Source organism: Okeania sp. SIO2B3, assembly GCF_010672525.1.
Classification (GTDB): domain Bacteria; phylum Cyanobacteriota; class Cyanobacteriia; order Cyanobacteriales; family Microcoleaceae; genus Okeania.
Genome location: NZ_JAAHGH010000003.1, coordinates 132,633 through 155,920, shown reverse-complemented (window position 1 = coordinate 155,920; position 23,288 = coordinate 132,633). Strand labels below are relative to the sequence as shown.

At 38.5% G+C, this 23,288-nt stretch carries 17 protein-coding genes and 2 pseudogenes; 10 read left to right on the top strand and 9 right to left on the bottom strand.

Translation table 11 applies throughout. The features are described 5' to 3' along the window. Positions 1-293: 293 nt before the first annotated feature. A complete protein-coding gene (gene corA, locus F6K15_RS04320) occupies positions 294-1,460 on the bottom strand; it encodes a magnesium/cobalt transporter CorA (protein ID WP_293057496.1) in 1,167 nt (388 codons plus the stop codon). Between the two features lie 599 nt (positions 1,461-2,059). On the opposite strand from corA, the gene F6K15_RS04315 reads away from it, so the two are divergent. Then, entirely contained in the window at positions 2,060-3,277 is a 1,218-nt protein-coding gene (locus tag F6K15_RS04315) for a lipid-A-disaccharide synthase-related protein (protein ID WP_293057493.1), read from the top strand. 16 nt (positions 3,278-3,293) lie between these two features. Then, positions 3,294-3,536: a hypothetical protein gene (locus tag F6K15_RS04310; RefSeq protein ID WP_293057490.1), complete on the top strand. Its 243-nt coding sequence runs from the start codon at positions 3,294-3,296 to the stop codon at positions 3,534-3,536. 709 nt (positions 3,537-4,245) lie between these two features. Here the strand turns inward: F6K15_RS04310 and F6K15_RS04305 are convergent. Continuing rightward, on the bottom strand, positions 4,246-4,809 hold the full coding sequence (locus F6K15_RS04305) for a hypothetical protein (protein WP_293057487.1): 564 nt from the start codon (positions 4,807-4,809) through the stop codon (positions 4,246-4,248). A 626-nt stretch (positions 4,810-5,435) separates the two neighbouring features. Between F6K15_RS04305 and F6K15_RS04300 the strand changes: the two genes are divergently transcribed. Further along, entirely contained in the window at positions 5,436-9,575 is a 4,140-nt protein-coding gene (locus F6K15_RS04300) for a non-ribosomal peptide synthetase (RefSeq protein ID WP_293057484.1), read from the top strand. A gap of 765 nt (positions 9,576-10,340) precedes the next feature. Here the strand turns inward: F6K15_RS04300 and F6K15_RS04295 are convergent. Next, the gene (locus tag F6K15_RS04295; RefSeq protein WP_293057481.1) at positions 10,341-11,372 is read right to left on the bottom strand and encodes a leucine-rich repeat domain-containing protein; all 1,032 of its coding nucleotides are present in this window, start codon (positions 11,370-11,372) and stop codon (positions 10,341-10,343) included. 1,136 nt (positions 11,373-12,508) lie between these two features. On the opposite strand from F6K15_RS04295, the gene F6K15_RS04290 reads away from it, so the two are divergent. Together F6K15_RS04290 and F6K15_RS04285 are read left to right on the top strand one after the other, a co-directional pair. Then, entirely contained in the window at positions 12,509-12,661 is a 153-nt protein-coding gene (locus F6K15_RS04290) for a hypothetical protein (RefSeq protein WP_293057479.1), read from the top strand. Positions 12,662-12,745: 84 nt separating this feature from the next. Next, positions 12,746-12,949, top strand: a complete 204-nt coding sequence (locus F6K15_RS04285; RefSeq protein ID WP_293057476.1) for a hypothetical protein — start codon at positions 12,746-12,748, stop codon at positions 12,947-12,949. A gap of 257 nt (positions 12,950-13,206) precedes the next feature. Here F6K15_RS04285 and F6K15_RS04280 read toward each other — a convergent pair whose 3' ends face one another. Beyond that, positions 13,207-14,133, bottom strand: coding sequence for an AraC family transcriptional regulator (locus F6K15_RS04280; RefSeq protein ID WP_293057473.1), 927 nt, complete (start codon positions 14,131-14,133; stop codon positions 13,207-13,209). Between the two features lie 572 nt (positions 14,134-14,705). On the opposite strand from F6K15_RS04280, the gene F6K15_RS04275 reads away from it, so the two are divergent. Next, the gene (locus F6K15_RS04275) at positions 14,706-16,337 is read left to right on the top strand and encodes a calcium-binding protein (protein ID WP_293057470.1); all 1,632 of its coding nucleotides are present in this window, start codon (positions 14,706-14,708) and stop codon (positions 16,335-16,337) included. 178 nt (positions 16,338-16,515) lie between these two features. Here F6K15_RS04275 and F6K15_RS04270 read toward each other — a convergent pair whose 3' ends face one another. Further along, positions 16,516-17,238 carry a M15 family metallopeptidase gene (locus F6K15_RS04270; protein WP_293057467.1) on the bottom strand — a complete coding sequence of 241 codons (723 nt, stop codon included), beginning with the start codon at positions 17,236-17,238 and terminating at the stop codon, positions 16,516-16,518. 184 nt (positions 17,239-17,422) lie between these two features. Here F6K15_RS04270 and F6K15_RS04265 point away from each other — a divergent pair, with 184 nt between their 5' ends. Next, positions 17,423-17,536 (top strand): helix-turn-helix domain-containing protein, encoded by a 114-nt coding sequence (locus F6K15_RS04265; RefSeq protein WP_293057464.1) that lies wholly within the window; start codon positions 17,423-17,425, stop codon positions 17,534-17,536. A 4-nt stretch (positions 17,537-17,540) separates the two neighbouring features. Further along, on the top strand, positions 17,541-18,626 hold the full coding sequence (locus F6K15_RS04260; RefSeq protein ID WP_363267250.1) for a transposase: 1,086 nt from the start codon (positions 17,541-17,543) through the stop codon (positions 18,624-18,626). A gap of 236 nt (positions 18,627-18,862) precedes the next feature. Here the strand turns inward: F6K15_RS04260 and F6K15_RS04255 are convergent, their stop codons facing one another. The 3 genes and pseudogenes from F6K15_RS04255 to F6K15_RS04245 all read right to left on the bottom strand — a co-directional run. Then, positions 18,863-19,006 (bottom strand): hypothetical protein, encoded by a 144-nt coding sequence (locus F6K15_RS04255; RefSeq protein ID WP_293057461.1) that lies wholly within the window; start codon positions 19,004-19,006, stop codon positions 18,863-18,865. 196 nt (positions 19,007-19,202) lie between these two features. Next, positions 19,203-20,585, bottom strand: a complete 1,383-nt coding sequence (gene psbC / locus F6K15_RS04250; RefSeq protein ID WP_293057458.1) for a photosystem II reaction center protein CP43 — start codon at positions 20,583-20,585, stop codon at positions 19,203-19,205. Further along, a pseudogene (locus F6K15_RS04245) lies at positions 20,569-20,730 on the bottom strand (photosystem II protein D2); the annotation flags it as partial. The gene psbC and the pseudogene F6K15_RS04245, both read right to left, overlap by 17 nt. Between F6K15_RS04245 and F6K15_RS04240 the strand changes: the two are divergent. Beyond that, positions 20,728-20,847: pseudogene (locus F6K15_RS04240) on the top strand (zinc ribbon domain-containing protein); the annotation flags it as partial. The pseudogenes F6K15_RS04245 and F6K15_RS04240 sit on opposite strands and share 3 nt — an antisense overlap. 433 nt (positions 20,848-21,280) lie before the next feature. After that, positions 21,281-21,709 carry a photosystem II complex extrinsic protein PsbU gene (psbU, locus tag F6K15_RS04235; protein ID WP_293057452.1) on the top strand — a complete coding sequence of 143 codons (429 nt, stop codon included), beginning with the start codon at positions 21,281-21,283 and terminating at the stop codon, positions 21,707-21,709. An 871-nt stretch (positions 21,710-22,580) separates the two neighbouring features. Here the strand turns inward: psbU and F6K15_RS04230 are convergent. Then, positions 22,581-22,733: a hypothetical protein gene (locus tag F6K15_RS04230; protein WP_293057449.1), complete on the bottom strand. Its 153-nt coding sequence runs from the start codon at positions 22,731-22,733 to the stop codon at positions 22,581-22,583. Positions 22,734-23,288 lie beyond the last annotated feature (555 nt).

The window sequence follows — 23,288 nt, the reverse complement described above, 5'->3', positions numbered from 1 at the left end:
ACCCACCCCTAACCCCTCCCAGGAGGGGAGGGGAAGTAGGGGTGGGTTAACTTCTGAATTCTGAATTCTGACTTCTGACTTCGTTAACAGTACCTCTGCAATATGGAGGCAAGAAAATACGGAATTCTCTTTTTTTCTCCCCTGAAAATGGGAGGCTTTAGATCACGATTTTTCGGTGAAAGTTTTAGAGTTTTTATATATCCTGAGATTTTTTACAAATAATGTTGGATTGGTATATTATCAAAAATTAATTGCCCAAACAATTTTAAGAAATTATTGGCTATGAATATCTCCTAATCTTCTGCTTCGATAGTAGTTGACAGATTTTCAAACCATCTTCTTCGCCAAAAGAAGTAAATCAAACTAATAGCAGTAAAAAACATGGTTACTAAGCAAAGAGGATAACCATAATACCACTCTAATTCTGGCATATTCCAAGGAGATTCTGCTGGGTCAAAATTCATCCCATAAACTCCAGCGATAAAAGTTAATGGAATAAAAATTGATGAAATAACAGTTAGTAGCTTCATTACTTCATTCATTTTATTATTGACAGAAGACAAATAAATATCCATTAAATCAGAAGCTAAATCTCTGTAAGTTTCTACTATATCTCTGAGTTGAATTGTATGTTCATAACAGTCTCTAAAATAAACCAATACATCAGGATTTATTAAATTACTACCATCTCGAATCAGAATATTAAGTGCTTCTCTTGATGACCAAATAGCTCGACGTAGTGTTAATAATTCTCGCCTCAGTTTATAGATTTTTTGCATGGTATGACGGTCTGGTTTAAATACTACTTCATCTTCTAATATCTCTATCCATTCTCCATATTCTTCTAATACAGGAAAAAATCCATCAATAATTGTATCTACTAGAGAGTAAGCTAAATAATCTACTTTTTGTTTCCGAATAATTCCTCGATTATTTTTGATTCTTTCTCGTACAGGTTTGAGACAATCATATTCAGGATTTTCTTGGACTGTAATTAAATGTTTTTCTCCTAATATAATACTGACTTGCTCTTTGTCAAATGGTTCTGAATCTGATTTTATTCTTACCATCCAGGCAATAATTATGAGTTGATTTTTGTCATGTATAACTTTAGGTCTTTGTGGTACATTAACAATATCTCCAACACTCAGAGGATGTATTTGAAATACTTTTGCCATCTGTTGCCAAGATGTTTTATTGCCTAAACCAAGTAGATTAATCCAAGAAATTGAATCTGATTTGAGGTAGGAAATACAAACTTCTGGGTTTACTATTTTTATTCTGGTAGCTATATTTTCTGTATAATCTATTAGAGCAATTTCTGGTGGTGGAGCATCAGGTTCTAAATCAAGAGTTCCAGGTAAATATTCTGGATCGTCATAATAATAGTCAACATAAGATTCTTCTTCCTCTGAAGGTAATTCATGAGGATTAGGTTGTACATTGATTGAATGTGCCATAATTTAAAAATTATTTGAAAATTATAAGTACTAATTCTAACAATTTTAAATTTGATAAATAAAGTGATATAAGGTGATTTTCTTTGAACTTTACTTTTTTGATAAAAGCGGTTGAAATATATTTTTAAATTGACCTTATCTCTGGGCTAGTTTGTGCAGTATAACACATGGAAAGTCAGAAATAGGAAGTCACAATTCAGAAGTTTTTTCCCGCAATAATTTTAGGTTAATACTCTCTATTTCTAGACTGAAAAATAGGATGACGTAACCCCTGCTATAAATCTCATTTTAGCGGTTGGAAATTAGTGTGGAGTAACAACCTCCCACTAATTTTAACTTCTGACTTTCGGTCCGAATGCTCCACAAAAAAACTTGTGATTTCTGACTTCTTGAATCCTTCTTGTGTTTAATTTTGACAATGGGAAAACTTAAAAAATTTATATAGCGTTTCTCAAATTAGTGAGATACAGTTATCTTTTTGTCTTTTTATTTCCTGTTCCCTATTCCCTCTTCCCTGTTCCCTATTCCCTATTCCCTCAAACCTAAAATTTTGTACCTCACGCTTTTTGGGAATTGCTATATTTATCTCAATAATAATTATGAAAACAAAAAATATACTGTTTTTAAGTAATGGTCATGGAGAAGATACACATAATTGTCAAATTATTAAAGCTTTTACAAAAATTTCTTCAGATACAACTATATCAGCTATGCCTATTGTTGGTGCTGGTAATAACTATAAAAATTTAGGAATACCAATTATTAGCCCCACAGCAAATATGCCATCAGGGGGTTTTTTTTATTTGAACCCTTTATTATTATTTAAAGACTTGGGACAGGGATTAATTAGTTTAACTTGGCGACAGTTACAAATAGTTCGGCAATTTGCGAAAAACTGCGATTTAGTTATGGCTACTGGAGATATTGTAGTTGCAGCGATCGCTTATTGGACAAAGTTGCCTTATGTGGTGTTTCTTTCAGCTGATTCTAGTTATTATGAAGGTCGAATTAATTTGGGTTTAATATTGCCAAAGTTACTGAATAATTCTAGATGTTTAAAAGTTTTTGTTAGAGATACTTTGACTGCAACAGATTTAAACCGACAAGGAATAAAAAAGGCAGAATTTGTTGGTACGCCTGTGATGGATAATTTAATTTCTACAGGAAAAGATTTACAGCTTAAACCTGAATTATTTACTATTGGTATTTTACCTGGTTCTCGTTTACCCGAAGCTGGCAGAAATTTATCTTTGCTACTTAAATTAGTCAGAGAAATTTTTAAAGTTATGGGAGAAAATATTTGTCAGTTTCGAGTAGCTGCTGTTCCTATTTTAATATCTGAATTAGAAGCCTTGGCACAAAATTCCCCAGGAACAGCTACTTCAGAAAATTGGCAATATCAAGGAGGTAAATTAACATTTTTAACTAAGGAATGTGGGATAGAAGTAATTTGTTATGAGGATGCTTTTGCCGATATTTTACAACAATCAAATTTGGTAATTGGGATGGCAGGAACTGCAATTGAACAAGCGGTAGGATTAGGAAAACCTGTCATTACTATTCCTGGTGAAGGTCCTTCATTTACTTATCGGTTTGCGGAAGCTCAAACCAGACTTTTAGGTTGTTCAGTACAGGTTATTGGTAAACAGCAGGCTAATAATTTTATTCTGCAAGAAGCAGCTCAAAAAGTAAAAGAAACTTTGGCAGATAAGGAGTATTTAGAAGCTTGTATTCATAATGGTATTGAAAGGATGGGCAGACCTGGTGGCAGTGAGAAAATAGCTGATTATTTAATGCAATATTTAACTAGGGAATAGGAAACAAAAAATCCCCTTGAAGAAGGAAGAAGGAAGAAGGAAGAAGGAAGAAGAAAAAAGGAAGAAGAAAAAAGGAAGAAGGAAAAAATGGATGGGGACTCAAACTCTAAGCAATTGTAAACACTGTGTAGACAGCGAGGTATTATACCAATTTGAAAAAAGAATATTACGAATAATAAGTGCGATAGAACTCCCTTCCGCTGACGCGGCCGAAAGATTTTGCAAGAAATGTCCCTTTGACAAAAAAGAGAATTTATGACCTAAAAAATCGTATTGAAGCCATTCATTCTGACTCGCTGACTCCCGACTCCTAAGAAATACCCTAACTATTTGTAGCAAACATTTATCACGCTTGGTATTAAACCCAAAATAAAAAGATAATTAAAATTAGGATATTTCGGGAAAATTTTATAGTAAAATAGAATTATTTTATTTTACTCTGAATTACTTTGACTGAATTTTTACTACTTAGGGTTTGCGTATGGAAAGTCTTTTTGTTGGGGTAGGAAACAGGAGAGAGGAGTTAGGGGAATGAAGGAGCAGGTAGGAGTAAGAATTGTCTCTCAATTTTTCTGCCATAATCATCCCAAAATACTAGCATGCATGAGCTTTTTCCACCCAAAAGCTGGTATTTTTTTCAACTCTAAAAAGCTAAAACCAATATCAGTCAATACTTTTAGAATTAATCAGCAAGCCCTACTTAGTAAAAAGGATACAAATAGTCACACAATAGACATCTCTAATAATAAAATATCAAATCAATTATTGCACAGAAATTATCAATCCTTTCCTCCTACTCCTTACTCCCTACTCCCTCTTTTCTGGAGATGTCTAATAATAACAGATTAAAGTTGAATTTCCATTTCAATTGAGACTACCGACTATTTTGTTCGAGCAGGCAATTTTTCAATTCAGTTAATCCTCTAATTCATCATCATCATCTATGAATTTTATACCATCATTTCTCTTCATATAGATTGGTTATATAACTTCCATTCATAGAAAAACTGAATCGTCAAACGTATAATTTTTTCTAGCTTTGTACCCTGAGCAGGTATAATCTCATCTAAAAGACCATAACCCTCATCACTATCAAAAATTGTAGGAATTAAAATTTCCTGAGATTCATACATATTTATGTCTTGTTTTGAGATAGCTTCTACCGTTGTTTCACCATCACCACTACTAATAATATTGGCAATAATTTCTTCTGTATTACGCTCCCAAACAATCCCCCAAAAACCATCATTACAATCAGCGTCACCTTCATTAAAAACCATTCTTAGGGGCAACAATAATCCATCCATTCCTACAATATCAAAATCAAACCAGTAGTATCTTCCTGTATCATAGTCTGGATTGTCTTCTTCTATTTCGGCATCAGAAAAATGGTGTTCGGGGATATTAGGACAGTCAAAGTACATCGCTGTACTGCAACGACCTAAAATATTAACTATACGAATAGGCATAAACATTTCGTCTTCATTAAATATCCCTTTTTTGTTGAAGGTTGCTTTCAACAACTTTTGCATTTCTTCGCTAAAATTTCCCTTGATAGGAGATAGCTTGTTTATACATTTAGGCCAAATAATTATTCCTGGTATTTAAGAGTAATCTTTACCTATTATATATCTTGTTTGAAATTTTAGTCAACTTTGTAAATTAAGTTCGGTTTATGCTTTAAATTAGTAGTTAAAAGACAAATTAGACTCTATTTTTAAGCTATTCAATACAAGCGGTCGCTCGAAAATCAGCTAATAATATTACTCTACAAGAAGCAGCTCAAAAAATAAAACAAACTTTGGCAGAGGCGGAGTATTTAGAAGCTTGTATTCGCAATGGTATTCAAAGGATGGGTAGACCGGGTGGTAGTGAGAAAATAGCTGATTATTTAATTCAATATTTGAGCAAGGGGTAGCAGGACTACCCATATACAGGACTACCCTTTTTGATTTTAACCTGCGGAATATAGCTTACAGCGGTTTTCATTTGGGTAGACCACAGTAGGGGGGAATGGCCATTTGCTAACGCAAAGCTGCGCTTTATATGTTGCGGAGCAAAACGCCCCTACAGGGTTTTGGTTGTGGCGATGTGGTTTATCAATCTGAAAAGCGCTGTAAAATAGCCTGTGATTTATTCTTCAGACGTAAAAGGCATCTTGATACAGAATCAATCTCTAGAAAACTCCCAATTCCCTTCCCCTCTATCGCGTGGACAGCAAGCCTTATGGTTCATCTACCAGAAGGATCTAGAAAGCGTAGCTTACAACATATTTATAACCACTCGTCTGGCTGGAGAATTAAATCTAGAGGCTTGGCGAAAGGCTTGGCAGAAGCTGGTTGAACGACATTCGATCCTGCGAACTACCTATAGGACTCTAGACGGCAAACCCGTTGCAGTAGTTAGTCCAGACTGCAACGTCAAGATTGAGGTAACAGATGCTTCTAGGTGGGGGTCCGACGAATTAAAAGCCAAAATTATGGCAGCAGTAGAACGTCCCTTCAATTTAGAAACGGGTCCGATAATGCGCTTGGATCTGTTTGCCCGATCGCCCCAAGACTTTGTCCAATTGATAACCATGCACCACATTGCAGGAGATGGGTGGTCATTTGACTTGCTGCTCAAAGAACTCCGGGTATTATACGCGGCTTCCGTCCAGAACCTTCCAGAAGCAAAAATAGCTAACTTGCTAGCAGATTCTCCCTGGCAATACGCCGACTATGTGTCCTGGCAGTCGGAGATGCTCTTGTCTGCACGAGGAGAACAACTCTTTCGCTACTGGCAGAAAAAACTAGCCGACTGCTTGCCGATTTTGAATATACCAACAGACAAAGCGCGACCAAGGGATTTGAGCGGTCGGAATGAATTTCATATTGTCGAACTCAACCAACGACTCCGAGAGAAACTGCTACAACTCGCTGCCGATCTCGGAGTCAGTCTTTACCGGACTATGCTGGCTGCCTTCTTTGTCCTGCTACATCGCTTATCGGGTCAAGAAGACATCCTGCTAGGAAGCGCAATGGCGGCAAGGTGGAGCGTTGAGGAGCTTAAAAGCATTGTCGGTTACTTTAACAAAGAGGTCGTGTTGCGGGCAACTCTTGCGGATAACCCCACCTTTGCAGAATTTCTCGCCCGCATCGATCGCACGGTAACGGAGGCACAGACTCATCAAGATTATCCCTTCGACTTATTAGTAAAACGACTCAACCCTCGTCGAGATGCTAACCGACACCCTTTAATTCAAGTCGATTTCACTTGGCGCAAGCATCGCTGGTACAAACCTGAGAGACCCGAACTCACAGCAGGTGAGAAAGCACTGTCTATCGAGCCATACTTAGCCGTACACCAACAGGGTTCGGTATTTGATGTAAGTTTGGCAATTGAGGAACTTGACCAATCTCTCCATTTCATCTGGGAATATAGTGCCGACCTGTTTGATGCCAACACTATTCGCCGCTGGGCGAGACATTTAGAATGCTTGCTAGAGTCGATTGTCGCCAATCCAGAACAGAGGGTTGCGTTGTTACCCATGCTGACGGCAGAAGAACAACATCAATTGTTGGTGTCCTGGAACAATACTCAAACAGATTATCCCCAAGATAAGTGCATTCATCAGTTGTTTGCAGAGCAGGTAAAACGGAGATCAGACAATATCGCGGTAGTCTTTGGGAATGAACAAATTACTTATCGGGAGCTGAACGCTAAGGCAAATCAATTGGCCTATTATTTGCAATCTCTAGGAGTAAGTCCAGATGTAATAGTGGGGATTTGCATAGAGCGCTCGGTCGAAATGCTGGTGGGATTGTTGGGCATTCTCAAAGCAGGTGGGGCGTATTTACCCTTAGATCCGAACTATCCACGCGATCGCCTGGCTTATTTGCTAGAAGATTCGGGAGTAAGTTTGCTGTTGGCTTCCGAAAAGTCAGTGGCTCGACTCCCAGAAAGCAAGGGACGAGTTGTTTTCTTGGATAAAGATTGGCCAGTCATTTCTCAGAATAGCGCGGAAAATATTGCCCTTCGTACAAAACCAGCTTCTTTGGCTTACGTCATCTACACTTCAGGTTCTACCGGAAAGCCAAAAGGGGTGGAAATCGAGCATAAAAGTTTGGTAAATGCCTATCGTTCCTGGGAGCAAGCTTACCAGCTACGTCCCCAGAGCAGCCATCTGCAAATGGCGAGTTTCTCCTTTGATGTCTTTACGGGAGATTGGGTTCGCGCCCTTTGCTCGGGAGCCAAATTAGTTCTATGTCCGAGGGACTTTTTGTTAGAGCCAGAAAAGCTGTATCAATTGATGCTCCAAGAGCAAGTCAATTACGCAGAATTTGTGCCAGCGGTAATGAGAAACTTAATCGAGTATTTGGAGAACACCGAGCAAAACCTAGATTTCATGAAGGTATTGGCGATCGGTTCGGATAGCTGGTCCGTGCAAGAATACCAAAGATTTCGCCAATTCTGCGGTTCGGGAACTCGGTTAGTGAATTCTTATGGAGTCAGCGAAGCAACCATTGACAGTTGCTATTTTGAAAATGCTAATATCCAGCGACCTCTTGAATCTCTAGTTCCTATCGGTAAACCCTTTGCCAACGCTCTTCTCTATATTCTCGACGCTCATCTCCAACCGGTTCCCATCGGCGTACCAGGAGAACTGCATATCGGTGGCATCGGTTTAGCCCGAGGCTATCTCAACCGTCCGGAGTTAAGTGCAAAAAAGTTTATTGCTAATCCTTTTAGCCAAGAAGAGGGAGCGCGTCTGTACAAAACCGGAGATCAGGCACGCTATCTCCCGGACGGCAACATCGAACTTCTCAGTCGCATCGACAACCAGGTAAAAATTCGCGGCTTTCGGATCGAACCAGGAGAAATCGAGGCGCTACTGGCGAAACGCCAAGAAGTGCAGCAAGCTGTAGTTATAGTTCTCGGAGACCAACCGAGTAACAAGCGCCTGGTGGCTTATGTAGTTCCCAATCAATCTTTTTCTCCATCTTCCCAGAAAAATTGTAGCGACTTTGTCAATAACCCCTTGTATGGGAAGCAAATGCAGAAACTAACACCAAAACTGCGTGCTTTTCTCAAGGAAAAACTGCCGGACTATATGATGCCTTCGGCTTTTGTGATGCTAGACTCCCTACCCCTAACTCCCAACGGCAAAATTGACCGGCGGGCGCTCCCCGCACCGGACGGAACTAGCACCGGTAGCGATGCCACTTTTATTGCACCCCGGGATACTCTAGAATTGCAACTGACACAAATCTGGTCTGATGTTTTGGAAGTTTCTCCCGTAGGAATCCGAGATAATTTCTTTGACATCGGCGGTCATTCTTTGTTAGCGATCGCCTTAATTGCTCGAGTGCAACAGCAGTTGGACAAAAATCTCTCTTTGGCAGCACTTTTGCAAAGTCCGACTATTGAGCAGCTCGCCTTTTCTCTGCGCTCCGGCGAAGATTCTGGGTCAACCTCACCCCTAGTTGCGATTCAGCCCAATGGAGATTTACCGCCTCTATTCTTAATCCCTCCCAGCAGCGGCACTGTCTTATTTTATCTAGATTTAGCCCGCAATTTGGGGAGCGAACAACCGATTTATGGTTTGCAAGCGCCTGGTCTCAATGGAGAGCGATCGCCTTTTACTACTCTCAAGGAACTCGCCACTCACCACCTAAAAGCAATTAAAACGATTCAACCTCGCGGTCCTTATTACTTGGTTGGTTTTTGCGTGGGTGGTCACTTAGCCTTAGAAATGGCGCAACAGTTACACCAACAAGGGGATACCCTGGCATTGCTAGCACTAATAGAATCTTCTGCTCCAGAACACCACAGACTTTTGATTGATAGCACGCCAGGAAGGATGCTAGGTCCTGATATTTTTTATTCCAGATTATTTGCTGAAGAAATGAGCGCTCCTCGCGGGAAAGAAGTACCCGTATCCTGCGAGCAAATACAACAACTGATGCCAGAGGAGCGATTGGGGTATGTCCTCGAACAAGCTAAGATATTCGATCTCTTGCCGGAGGAAGTCAGAGTTGAGGATTTGGAAAATTTGTTTGAAGTTTTTCAAGCCACGGCTATTGCGTCTTATAACTATGAAGCGCGACCTTATCCAGGTAATATTGTGCTGTTTAATGCTAGCCAGCAGCTAATAGATGTAGGGGGCGATCCCACTTTAGGTTGGCGGGATTTTGTTGCGGGAGAAATTGAAATCCACGAGATTCCCGGAGAACATTTCTCAATTATCCGGGAACCTCAAGTGCGGGTTTTAGCGGAAAGGTTGATGCTTTGTCGCGATCGCGCTCTGGCGAATTAATATTGGACCGATGGGCGATAGTCGAGTTGCGTTGTAATAATAAACGCTTTTATTATTGAGGTCATAAGTTATATCATGTCCGGTAGCATCGGTATTGTATAGCTAAGGTAAGGAAGAAGGAAGAGGGAAGAAGGAAGAGGGAAGAGGGAAGAAGTAGGAATGCTTAAGAGCAAGAAAAAAACTTAAATTTCCAGATATTCACCCTTGGGTTTACATAAACGCGCCCCAACGGACATGATATTATTTTTAATTTTGATAAAAGCAAAAACCTTGCAAGTCAAGGATTTTAGCGATACCTTTAAAAGGAGATAGCTTATTTATACAGGTTGGCCACATAATTATATCATGTCCGGTAGCATCGGTCTTGTATAGTAAATAGGCAACAGCTCCGGAAGGGAACAGGCAACAGGCAAGAAAAAAACTTAAATTTCTTGTAGATATCCACGCTAACTTTTACACAAACGCGCCCCAACGGACATGATATTATTCCTCATATCTAAGGGTAATCTTTACCAATCAGGCATATTGATTTTTTTAGTCAATTTATCAAGATTAAGTTAGGTTTATACTTTAAATTGGCAGTTAAAAGCCAAACTATACTCTATTTTTAAGCTCTTAAATACAGGCGTTATATCGAGAATCAGCTAATAATTTTACTCTGCAAGGAGCAGCTCAAAAAATCAAAAAAAACTTCAAACGTAAGATTTTTCCCTCTTCCTTCTTCCCTCTTCCTTCTTCCCTCTTCCTTCTTCCCTCTTCCTTCTTTTAGAAGCGACAAATTGATTCAGGTTGGAGCGGGCAAATTCTAGCAACTGGGTTATTTCGCAAATTCAGTACATCTAATTTAATTAAAGTAGAGAGAGAATTAATATCCGTAATTCTGTTACGACTTAAATCTAGTAAACTAAGATTTGTCAAAGTTGATAAAGAATCTATTTTTTGAATTTGATTGAAAACCAGGATCAGAATTTTCAGATTCCTTAAACTAGAAAGATTGGAAACTTCAGCAATGTAATTATCGCTAAGATTCAGATAAGTTAGATTAGTGAGGTTAGAAAGAGAAGAAATGTCACTAATTTGATTGCGATATAAATACAAATTCGTCAAGTTAGTTAAGTTAGATAAGGGCGCAATTTTTCTAAGCTGATTATCGTTAAGATATAAATGAGTTAAATTGGTTAAATTTGCTAGAGGTTTGAGATTTATAACGCGATTAACTCCGAGATTTAGGTGAGTTAATGTTGTTAAATTGGATAGAGAAGATACATTTTCAATTTTATTAAAAATCAGGCTAAGATTAGTTAATTTAGTTAAATTAGATAGAGGAGATATATTTTTTATTCTATTATCATTGAGTTCTAGTTTGGTTAAATTAGTTAATTTAGATAATTCAGAAATATCTTCAATTTTATTACTATCGAGAAATAAATGAGTTAGTTTAGGAAGATTAGATAGAGGGGATAATTCTTGAATTTGATTAGCATTTAGGGATAGTTTGGTGAGATTTTTGAGGCTGGATACAGGAGCAAGACTTACAATATAATTATTATTGAGGGAGAGAGCAGAAAGACTAGAAAGTTTTTTGTCTGCTTCAATACAGTCATTCGTTCTAGCTTTTTGCAAGAGAATTTTAACTGTATATTGAGAAGTGGGAGAAATATTTGTTTGATTTAAACACCATTCTCTAAAGGTAGAAAAATTTTCTGGCGAGGTAGAATTGGCATTTAGGTAAGGTTGCATCAGCAGTATCCCTACCCAAATGTAAATTCCTAAAAAGATTACTTTGAGTCTTTTCATTACGACTTCTACTCCAAAATTTTATTGATATTAAAGTAATTATAATCAATGTTATGTTTTGAAAAAACTGTATTAATTCACAGATGAATAAGTTTTACTGTCTTATATCATGTCAGCTTAATTAGTGATAAAAAACTTTCTTCTTTTTTCCTCCTGACTCCTTCGTTGTTATTTATAAGTATTCAACCGGACATAATATTATTTTTCTTTAGTAAAATCAGATAAATTTTTCACAGATAGCGATCGCTGCGGTACACTAATAGACATAGGCGTGATCATCAAAAATCAAATCAATTATCACACATAAATTATCAATCCTTTCCCCTCCACGGTCGGGGGAGGGGCGAGGGGTGGGTTCCCTACTGCCTACTGCCTACTCCCTCTTTTACGGAGAGGTCTATTAGATTAATTATTTAGGGCTTGCTGATTAAATCTAAAAGTCTTTACAGATAAAGGTTGAGCGCATTTTTAAGTATCAAAAAGTGCGAGGTTTTAGGTGGTAATGGTTCAAAAATTCAGGATTTTGGTCAAGAGTTGGGCAGAACAATCTTGGGACAAAACGCCCGCTCCTACCTCCTCGCTCCCGAGCCATTCCTCCCCTCCACCGGAGCAGGGCTGTTTCAAAGTATTGTAGATTAAAGATGAGCGGGAGAACGATAGATTAAGGAATAGTGGAACGGTGAAATTTGCCAAAATTTGCCTATTTTTCACTCAATAAGCGTCTTTAAGCCCTGAGAGAATATTTGGTTCAACGCCGCTTAAAAGCCTCCATCCCCGTGTCTGGTTTGTCACCGCGTCCCCGTGTCTATTGAGAATGAAACAGCCCTGCTCCACGGTCGGGGGAGGGGCTAGGGGTGGGTTGTCTCCTGTCTTCCCCTCCCCTCCACGGTCGGGGGAGGGGCTAGGGGTGGGTTGGTCGGGGCCCGCGGGTGGGTTGTCTCCTACCCCTACTAAAAGACTAGTGAAGCGCAAACCCTATTTAGGTTTAATTTAGGGACTCAGAATTCCTGAGATTTGTCTAATTGGGAAATTGTACTAGACTGCTTAACAAAATTTAACTCAAAAGTAAACTTTGTTACAGAATTAAACATCGTGAAATTGAGATGCTGTAACTGTAATTTTCTCAGTAATCATCAATGAACAACTTTGCTTCTTTAGTATTGCCAGCCATCTTAGGAATAATAACTGGAGTAGGTCATGGAATCATTTCCCATAAAGCAGACCTTCCAGTATCTTTAACTGAGCAAGTTGCATTGCCCCTACAAATTGGTCAGTTCCCAGAACCTTAAAGATAAATTTTTATTAAAAGTATCTGTTAATACAAAAATATCTGAGATAATGAAAAAGTAAGGAATTGAGGAGACTTAAGTTCTATGAACTCTCAAAACTCTCAGCACTTAGATAATATATCTGCTTTAGATCGAGTTGTTGTGACACTCTTGGTAGCATTTTCTATGTTCATTGTTAGTTATAGTGCAACCCGTGTTTATCTAACTCAATCATCTGAACAAAACCCTCAAGTTGAATCTAATGTTATTCCTCATCCAGCTTCTTTATGGAGTGAACTGGGTCGATAATTTATTCTATCAAAGCGGAGATAATCTTTGATTTTCAACACCCATAAACAAGTTATTTTTCTGAATATACTTTTATATAAGCTGTAACTTTTCAATATCAAAATGTTACAGCTTATATTAATTTTAGATTTGATTTAACTGAAAACTCACTCATACCATTTCTGAATAGTAATGCTATATTTGCTTGCCTATCTTCCCATTTCCCCATCACCAAAATACATAGCAAACTTTGTGAGATTTGGTATCAGAGATGATTTTTAACTTTTAACTTTTAACTTGCGAGTAGCGCTTGATTTTAATGACATCCGAAATCCATCAGGATTCTGGCCAACAAGGCGTCTGAAGAACTTAATAAAATTAGTCGTCTCTTCAAATCCTAAAGAATATCCCACCTCTTTCACGGTTGCTTCGCTAAAAAGCAATCTGCGTTGTGCTTCAACTGCAACCCGCTCATTCGTAATTGTCTTAGGAGATTTTCCAACGGTTGCCATACAGATGCGATAAAGTGTTCTCTCTGTACAATTTATCTGAGCAGCATACCATTTCACATTTCGACAGAACTCAAACGATCGCTCCAGCAAGTCAACAAATTCTAGAAACCTCGGATCTATAAGCTTACCCTGGTGATGTTTTCCAGATTCCACAGCAGCCTGAAATGCGAAAGCTATCACAGACCATAGTAGATATTGAGCAGCGGGCTGCGAAGGCTGAATAAATTTCATTGTTTGATGAATTTCTAATAGTTCGATGTGTTGTTTAAGAATTTGGGCTTGGCACGGCTCAATAGATGTGACTGATGGCCAAATGTATTGCATGGTAGACCAGGATAAGAAACTCGAAATACTGGTTGGCATTCCTAATAAATTGCTAGGCAAGGCAGCAGGCAAAAACACTACCATTAAACCATTTAATCCCTCAGAATGGCCAAAATGGTGTATCTGATTGGCACAAACGTGAATTAATGTCCCGGTCTTGACAGGGTAATCAATAAAGTCAACACCATGAATTCCCTGCCCTTGTGTAAACAAAATCAAAGCATGAAAGTTGATGCGGTGAGCTTGCCGAGGATCGTGGTCAGCAGGAATCTCTCGCCGATTAAAATCCGCTAATCTTAGAACTTCAAATCGACTGTTAATTGTAGGCGACCATTCGACGTTTGGAAGAGACCATGGCTGGGTGTCCATTTTTAACCCTAAATATTACTGATATTGACCATTTTTTATATCGGCTGACCAGTATATAGTATTTAGTGCATACTAATTTAACAGTTGTTGTCTAATGATATGTCTGATCGCATAGAGATCGGCAGTCTTACAAAGGTCATTAACAAAGTCATAACTTAGGCAATACAAGGTCAGGACTTACGCAAAGGCACTATTTATAGAGTTGATTAACTATTGGACAATAGTATTGAGCGCTATATATAGCGTATCTGCGTAAGTCCTAAAGGTATTTCTATTATTGCGACCGATAGAGAAGCAATCTCAAACCTAGATTTTGCTCCTCTAATACCAAGCGTGAAAAAAGAATGTTACAAATAGTTCCAAACTTTAGATGTCGAATAATTTGCTGAAATTACTGAAGCATCAAAGTTTTGAACTATAAAATCTGACTTTTGCCTTTTGACTTTTGAATTTTGACTTTTGAATTCCGTGAAACGGTATAACGTGTAAGTCCTAAAAGTAACTTGTAGTTGACTATTTGTACAATTTATTAGTAGGTGTTCTGTTCTGATTCAACCAAGGAGATTTAGACTATGGTCTTAGGAAGTTCTGTAACCGTCACCAATACCTTTGAGGATGCCACTATCACAAGTGGTGTGCAAGCTGTTTTTGGCTTGAGCGATCCAATAACAGTGGTCGATCCCGGGGTAGAATTATCCAACTTCATAGGTTTTTATGACATTGACATTAGTGATGATGGGTTAACCATGACCCTAGTGGATAATTCTGGGGCAACCGATCTAGTTATTCCAGACGATCGCTTTGATCGATATTATTTTGAGTTTGACACTAGCACCATTGCCTCAGCTAGTCTTGACGGTCTGAGCGAATTGAATGAATTTGCTACTGTTCAAGTTTTAGACCCAGGATTTGTACTAGACGCCTCCGATATCTTTGGAACAGGTATTTCTACGCCCATCGAATTTGAAACTGGAGGCTTATTGGTAGAATTAGGCCCAGGTACTGACCTAACAAATATAGGTGTTTCTGCCACCATCGACTTTGAGGAAGATAGTTCAGAAGAATCTATACTAGGTGATTCAGCAACGGTTCTCAATACCTTACAAGATACTGTTATTACAGGTGGGGTTGAGGCTACTTTCGGCGAAATTGGAGGCCCTGAAATCATTACCAATGATGTCGAATTTCCTAACTTTATTGGCTTTTACGACATTGATATTAGTGATACCTTCCTCACAATGACTTTAGTTGACAATTCTCAAGCGGACAGTCTGCTTTTTCCTGCCGATCGCTTTGATCGATATTATTTTGAGTTTGACACTAGCACCATTGCCTCAGCTAGTCTTGACGGCCTGAGCGAATTGAATGAATTTGCAACTGTTGAAGTTTTGGAGCCAGGATTTGTACTAGACGCCGCCACGGATATCTTGCCATCAGGTATTTCTACGCCCATCGAATTTGAAAACGGGGGTTTATTGGTGCAATATGGCCCAGGCACTGACCTAACGAATCTAGGTGTTTCTGCCAACATCGACTTTGTGAAAGCTAGTTCTGTAATTATAAATGAGACTGGTACTCCTGAAAGCGATCGCCTAAGTGGTGCAGAAGGAGATGATACCATTGTTGGTCTGGCTGGTAATGATACTATTGATGGCAGCGGTGGGGATGACCAAATCATTGGTAGTAGAGGTAGTGACTCTCTTTATGGAAAAGATGGCAATGATACTATCGAAGGGCGTCAAGACAACGATCGCCTCTTTGGTGGCAATGGTGATGACTTACTTTTAGGTGGTCAAGGTCGCGATCGCCTGAACAGTGGTGCAGGTAACGACACTCTAATTGGTGGTGCAAGTATTGACCGCTTTATTTTCAGTACAAATGATGAATTTGACTTAGAGGAGCTTGGAGTAGATGAAATTAGTGACTTTGTTCCGGGGCAAGATATAATTTTACTTGGTAAAAGCACTTTCACTGCTATTGCTAGTAATTTAGGGGAAGGCTTCAGTCTTGATGGTGAATTTACTACAGTTACCAGTGATGCCGATGCAGAAACTTCAGCAGGGATTATTGTTTATAACAGTAGTAACGGCAAGCTATTCTACAATGCTAATGGTACAGAGGCAGAATTTGGTAGCGGTGGTGAATTTGCTAATCTGGCAAACCTTGCATCTATTAGCGAGAATGATTTCTTCCTGAGAGTATAAGCGTATAGGGATTGACATCCTGCTTCATAAAACCGATATAAAACGTCATCATTAGTGACATCTTAATGTTTACTTCCTGCTTCCACCGGAACTGTCGGCAGCACTCCGTCCACAGGCATCAACGGTCGAGCCGACCGCATTTCTTAAATTAATTGAGGCATTCAAGTCTCGGTCAATTTCAATTTACTCGTCCGTAACGTGCCACAACCTCACCTCCAACATTCTCCTGACTTGTCAACCAAGCCCACATTTGGTCGCCTAGAGAAAAATGCCACCATTCCTGTTGATGTTGCTGAAACCCCACCGATAACATTACTTCTGCCAATAACTGTCGGTGTTGATGATATTTCTGAGCTTCCTCATTTTTACTCTCCAAAAAATGATTCGGATAAGAACGGGGTGATAACTCATCAATAGGAGAACCCATATCAACAGTTTTCCCATTAGCATCCACCAAGGTTACATCCACAGCAGCACCCGTACTATGAGGTGGTGGGGTAGCAGGGTCTAGACTAGGAGCAGCCCAAAACTGATAAACTAACTCTAAAATTTTTTGACGTTTTGCTTCTGTCAACTCCGGACTATCTAATGTAAAACCTTCAGCTTTTACTGTTTCTACAAAAGTGTAATCTACCATAAATTTTTGTACAGCAATGGGGCGATAAGCATCAAATATTTGAATGTGCCAACTGGGATATTTTGTTTGTAGTTTTGTTTGAGCTGCTATCAAACTATCTAATACTTTTTGACGTAAAAAATAAGGTGAATTTGCTGGAGATAAATGATAAGGTGCGCCTAATTTTTTATAGGGATGGGGTGATTCAGTGGCAAATTTTTCTAAGGGAATTGGGATGAGTGGTTCGTGACATTCTAGGATTTTAATTTTCTGGTATGGTTTCATTATAAATTGGCACTCAGTTATCAGTAGTCAGCTTACAATTATTAGGTGGTAGCTATCGATTATTGCTAAATTTAAAGCAAGATTTTACATTTACTAGCTTTGGTTGAAAATTGTTAGGGTAATTAACAGCTTGACATAATCATAGATTATCTAGTATTCTCTATGATAATCTATATTTAATTTTATGCTACTAGGATTCAAAACCGAGTTACACCCAAATAATAAACAAAAAACCTTGCTGGCTAAACACGCGCTTTGTAGCTCGTCATGCTTACAATTGGGGATTATGGCTAACTAGGAACATCCTGAACCACAATTCAAATAATCCTTCAGGTAAACTTAAATTTCCTACCGCAATCGACCTGCATAAACTTTTGGTAGCAATGGTTAAACCTAATAACTATTGGTATTATGAAGTATCTAAATGTGCGCCTCAATATGCCTTGAGGTATTTATCAGATGCTTGGAAGCGTTGCTTTAGTAAAGTGTCTGGTCAACCTAAATTTAAGAAGAAAGGTAGAGACGATAGTTTTCCTGCGGAATGCTACGCAAACACTTTAGATGGTTCAATATCAATAGGTTTTAATCATATAAAACTCCCCCGAATTGGATGGATTAAAACTTATGAAATACTGCCAGATAATGTAACTCCTAAATCTGTAACTATTAGCAGGAAAGCTGATAGATGGTTTATTAGTTTCAAAGTAGAAACCATACCCCAAATTACTGAAAAATCAGTAGATGTAATTGGTGTAGATTTAGGAGTAAAAACTTTAGCAACATTGTCAACAGGTGAAGTATTTGAGGCAGCTAAGTCTTATAGAAAGTTAGAAGCCAAACTCTCTCGGTTGCAATACTTAAACCGACATAAAGTCGTCTATTCCTCTAATTGGAAAAAGGCTCAACTTAGGATAGCTCAAGTACACAGCCAAATAGCTAATATCAGAAAAGATACGTTGCATAAACTAACTACTTACTTAGCTAAAAACCACAGTCAGATAGTAATAGAAGATTTGAATGTATCTGGAATGATGGCCGAGCCAAAGCTAGCTAAAGCTGTTGCCGATATGGGTTTTTACGAGTTCAGAAGACAGTTAGAGTATAAATGTAAGTTATACGGCTCGGAGCTAATCGTTGTTGATAGATGGTTTCCTAGCTCTAAGACTTGTTCTAACTGTGGAACTGTTAAAAAATCTCTGTTTTTATCAGAGCGCGTTTTCAATTGCGAACACTGCAATTTTAGCTGTGCTCGAGACTTGAATGCAGCGTTAAATTTAGCTATGGCGGGCAGTTTGCTCCGCAACGCTAACGCGTTTCGCGCCGGCGTTGCGTTACGCCAGTTTTGCGAAGCAAAAGCAAACGTCCGTGACAGCCTGTGGACTGGATAACGCCGACGTTACCAGAATGAAGCAGGAATAGAACAGATAATCATAGATTTCTATAGATTATCGTAGGTTTCTAAGAACGGCAGTTATTCGCAGGATAAATCTAACACGAGCTCTGATTTTGTTGGGTTGCATTACCGTTAACCCAACCTAAAGTATGATAACTTTCTATTACCGAAAAGCGACGTTGAAGGCCTCCGTGTTTTAACCGGGGGATGAAAACAAGCGAGTCGTTTAGACTAGACAACTTTAATATATTGCCCGGTTGAATAATTATAAGTTAGAAGCTCTCGTAGTTGGGCTTGAGCAAGAAGTATAGATATTTCATGGGCTAAAGCAAAACTACAAACAAAAATTTTTTTATCAGGCTCTGATCCGAACATGATATAATTTTATCTTTTGCGTGCGTAATTCCTATTGAAGCGCAACTTCATAGAGAATTGGTATGACTCCTTTCCTAAAAACCTGTACCGCGTACAAAGATACCAAATGGCTTCTATAAAAAAATAAGAACCTCACCAGATATCTGGTGAGGTTCTTAAATAAATTTAGCTATAAGTAACCTACAGTAACTAGATATTAGTCAAGGTTAGTCATAGATAGCACTGGCTCTGTTTCACGGTCGAGACCTTTCTCAAAACCACCTTCAGCAGCACGAGCGCGTCCCGCGTGCCATAAGTGACCAATTAAGAAGAAAAAGCCAAGAATGAAGTGAGCTGCAGCTAACCAAGCACGAGGGTTAACATAGTTAAACCCGTTAATATCAGTGATAATGCCACCTACGGAGTTGATGGAACCGTTAGGAGCATGAGTCATGTACTCAGCAGCACGACGTACTTGCCAAGGCTGAATATCGTTCTTTAGTTTATTCAAGTCAAGACCGTTAGGACCACGAAGAGGCTCTAACCAAGGACCACGGAAGTCCCAAAAACGCATTGTTTCACCACCGAAGATGATTTCACCAGTAGGAGAACGCATCAGGTACTTACCAAGACCAGTTGGACCTTGAGCAGAACCAATATTAGCACCTAACTTTTGGTCGCGGACTAAGAATACAAAAGACTGAGCTTGAGAAGCTTCAGCGTTAGTTGGGCCGTAGAATTCGCTAGGATAAGCAGTGTTGTTAAACCATACGAAACACGCAGCAATCAAACCCATTAAGGATAGAGCGCCTAAACTGTAGGAAAGATAAGCCTCTCCAGACCAGATGAAAGCACGACGTGCCCAACCAAAAGGCTTAGTTAGAATATGCCAAACACCACCGAAGATACAAATCAGACCAATCCAGATATGACCGCCGATGATATCTTCCATGTTGTTAACACCGATGATCCAGCCTTCACCACCAAAAGGTGCTTTGACTAGATAACCGAAAATAATAGCAGGATCGAGAGTAGGGTTTGTGATTACCCTGACATCTCCACCACCTGGTGCCCAAGAATCATAGACACCACCGAAGAACATGGCCTTAAATACCAACAACAGGGCACCACAACCTAATAGAATTAAGTGGTAACCGATGATGTTAGTCATCTGGTTCTTATCTTTCCAGTCATATCCAAAGAAAGAAGAATATTCTTCAAGTGTTTCTGGACCACGAACGGCATGATAAATACCGCCTAAACCAAGAACAGCAGATGAAATTATGTGTAAAACACCTACTACAAAATATGGAAATATGTCAGTTACCTCGCCACCAGGACCGATACCCCAGCCCAAAGTAGCAACGTGGGGCATGAGGATCAAGCCTTGTTCGTACATTGGCTTTTCTGGGACAAAGTGAGCAACTTCAAATAAGGTCATTGCTCCGGCCCAGAATACGATTAGACCTGCGTGAGCAACGTGAGCGCCTAGCAGTTTACCGGATAGATTGATTAGACGGGCATTTCCAGACCACCAGGCGAAACCGGTGGACTCGATATCGCGACCTCCCATCATGGAAGAATTAGAGAGCGTTACCACGTGGTAGAACCTCCTCAGGGAATATAAAGTTTTGATGTGGTTGATCTTGAGGTGCCATCCATGCTCGGATACCCTCGTTCAACAAAATGTTTTTGGTATAAAATGTTTCAAACTCTGGGTCTTCTGCTGCCCGTAATTCTTCTGTGGACATCAACAGAAAATGCCGTTAAACTTGAGAACTTATGAGTGTAGTGAATGTGGTTTTGAAGCTGACAGAGATTTTAATGCTGCTATCAACCTGAAAAACTATGTGAATCAGTAGCTTGAGTTCCAAGCGAATTTAAGCCTGTGGAGAAGATAAGTTGCAGACTGCGGTCAGTGGTCTTCTGTGAAGCAGGAAGCTAACTCCAAAACTCATGCAACCATGTATGGGTAAGTTTGGGTAAGTTTAGTAGAACGGCTTAATAGTCTATGACTAAATTTGTCTTGTTGGACAAAAATATATCTCCCAAAGTTTCTATAGAATTAGAGCAAGGAAGAGATAATTTGCGAGACGTTTAAGCAGTGAAAACCAACAAGTAGAAAAATTATTTTCATAGACTTTCTGAGTTTAGATAATAGTAAGCTGCATCATGCAGTCATTACTTGATTTACCTACTAACAATTAAGTAAACTGTTTAAATTTCTACAGTTTAATTTTTACCGTTAGGTACTTAAAAAACTGTGTATATCAATAGATTAGGAGAAATAGAATAATGAAACAAATCGGCTTACTGCTAGCAATATTAGGTTTATGTCTAGGTTGTGTAGGATTAATGCCATACCATCAAGCTTATGCAGGTAACTTAAGTTTAACTGTATGGCCTTCAACATCAATTCTAGCAGTAGAATCTGGAAGGGTTAACAAGGCAGACAGAAAATTAGGAGAGATTGGAGAGAAGCTCGATCTTAACAATAGTCCTTTACGAAGCTTTCGGAAATACCGGGGAATGTTCCCAACTATAGCTTCGATGATAGTAGATAATGCTCCTTATCAAAAAGTAGAGGATGTACTAGAAATTCCTAATTTAACTGAAAGACAGAAAAATCTTTTAGAAGCTAACCTTGAAAATTTTACAGTAACTCCACCTGCTGATGTGTACATTGAAGGTGACTATAGATTGAATACTGGTTCATATGACTAAGATTAGCATAGACTAAAGTCTCAGATATTAGTCAATTTTCAATGCCGCTATTTAATACTTGAGTGCTTGATTAAATATTGGGAATTACCAATTGATTATTGAAGTTAAGTATTAGAAACTCTACGGGTTAAAACCGTATTTATTCTGCTTGTGTCGGTGTTGGGAAATATAAAGAAGTTTAAATTAGGTGGATTTATATCTAATTTAAGCTTCTGATTAGTTGAAGGCGATCGATAATGCTCTACAAATACGGCACGGCCATTATTGAGGTAGACTGGGAGATAGAACCATGCTATTTGAATAACTCAGAGTAGTTGAGCTATGGGCAAAATCAGGAGTATGTCAATTGTTTCAAGTTTCTAGAGTTTAGTTCTTACATTCAACATTCAACATTCAACAATTATCTCTTCTTAAATAAATAAAAGGTTTGACTACAAAACAAAAATATCGGCGTTGGTGATGCGTGGCTATGATTGTGCTTTAATGGCAATTGCCTAACTATTAACTGAAAAGCATTTTATATTTTGTCAAATTTAGGTTTCATAGCTTGATTCAGCAACACCAAATATCAATGATTTTTCTCCTTCAAAGTTAAAAGGATAGTCTTCAAAGCTGAAATTATTAATTATTCGGTGCACTAATATTAGTATCGATCAAATGCCTGATTATCTATTAACCTCAGCCATTACTTCTTAAATTTATTGTTTTCAGACTAACTGATATTATCGATGCGTTTTAGAGAGAAATTGAAAAAATTAGGACATGAATTATTAAACTTAATTAAGCCTAAAGTTTTAATCACGACCAGAAATAAATATAGTAGATTAATCCTAAGATAGCTATTTAGTATTTAAATGAAAATGAGGTAATGTTAGTGTGCCCCTCCACCTTTTTCACTGTCTCCAGATTTACCATTATCGTCTGGTGTATATTTTACAAGAATAGATGATTTTAAAAAATAGGTATCAACGTCTGTGTAAGTCTGATTAGAGTTAGAGTAATAGCTAGCTGCTGGCAATGCCATCACTCTTGTTGGTATTATGATACCTAAGCTGAAAGTTAAGGTTGAGAAAGCTATGTTTTTGGTAAGTAGTAGTATCGCATTCATAAAAGTTATCCCCTGATAGTAGAGCTAGATCAAAGATTATCTAGATTGATGAGCTTGCAAGAATAGTAGTGCTTTTTATTGATTGTGTTGTTGAATTTTACAGATTCATTGAAATTTGGCTACTAATTGGTAGCTATGAATAGCAAATCCAAATTATTAAAACTTTTATTATAAATCCATTATATTCAGTAAATACACAGATGTACATACGATATTTGGCTTAATCAAATTAATTAAATGGCCAATTATTCCAGTGTAAATTCGGAAAAACACTATCGAGAAAGCTACACTAGTAGCTAAGTTTATTAGGATAATTACATAGAGTCAGGAGTTTGGTATAGCAGGCGAAAAATTTGCTTAGGACATATAGCGATGATCAACCTTAGGCAAGGAAAAGTTTTTCCCAGTATTGCCTTTAGCCTATCCTCTGTCCTCTGCTATAGTTCTCTGGGATTTTGTGATATACATTTT

Excerpts from the sequence above, each read along its gene's own strand:
- corA (WP_293057496.1), bottom strand. The coding sequence starts at position 1,460 with ATGGCACATTCAATCAATGTACAACCTAATCCTCATGAATTACCTTCA.
- F6K15_RS04315 (WP_293057493.1), top strand. The coding sequence starts at position 2,060 with ATGAAAACAAAAAATATACTGTTTTTAAGTAATGGTCATGGAGAAGAT.
- F6K15_RS04305 (WP_293057487.1), bottom strand. The coding sequence starts at position 4,809 with ATGCAAAAGTTGTTGAAAGCAACCTTCAACAAAAAAGGGATATTTAAT.
- F6K15_RS04295 (WP_293057481.1), bottom strand. The coding sequence starts at position 11,372 with ATGAAAAGACTCAAAGTAATCTTTTTAGGAATTTACATTTGGGTAGGG.
- F6K15_RS04290 (WP_293057479.1), top strand. The coding sequence starts at position 12,509 with ATGAACAACTTTGCTTCTTTAGTATTGCCAGCCATCTTAGGAATAATA.
- F6K15_RS04285 (WP_293057476.1), top strand. The coding sequence starts at position 12,746 with ATGAACTCTCAAAACTCTCAGCACTTAGATAATATATCTGCTTTAGAT.
- F6K15_RS04280 (WP_293057473.1), bottom strand. The coding sequence starts at position 14,133 with ATGGACACCCAGCCATGGTCTCTTCCAAACGTCGAATGGTCGCCTACA.
- F6K15_RS04275 (WP_293057470.1), top strand. The coding sequence starts at position 14,706 with ATGGTCTTAGGAAGTTCTGTAACCGTCACCAATACCTTTGAGGATGCC.
- F6K15_RS04270 (WP_293057467.1), bottom strand. The coding sequence starts at position 17,238 with ATGAAACCATACCAGAAAATTAAAATCCTAGAATGTCACGAACCACTC.
- F6K15_RS04265 (WP_293057464.1), top strand. The coding sequence starts at position 17,423 with ATGCTACTAGGATTCAAAACCGAGTTACACCCAAATAATAAACAAAAA.
- F6K15_RS04255 (WP_293057461.1), bottom strand. The coding sequence starts at position 19,006 with ATGTTCGGATCAGAGCCTGATAAAAAAATTTTTGTTTGTAGTTTTGCT.
- psbU (WP_293057452.1), top strand. The coding sequence starts at position 21,281 with ATGAAACAAATCGGCTTACTGCTAGCAATATTAGGTTTATGTCTAGGT.
- F6K15_RS04230 (WP_293057449.1), bottom strand. The coding sequence starts at position 22,733 with ATGGCATTGCCAGCAGCTAGCTATTACTCTAACTCTAATCAGACTTAC.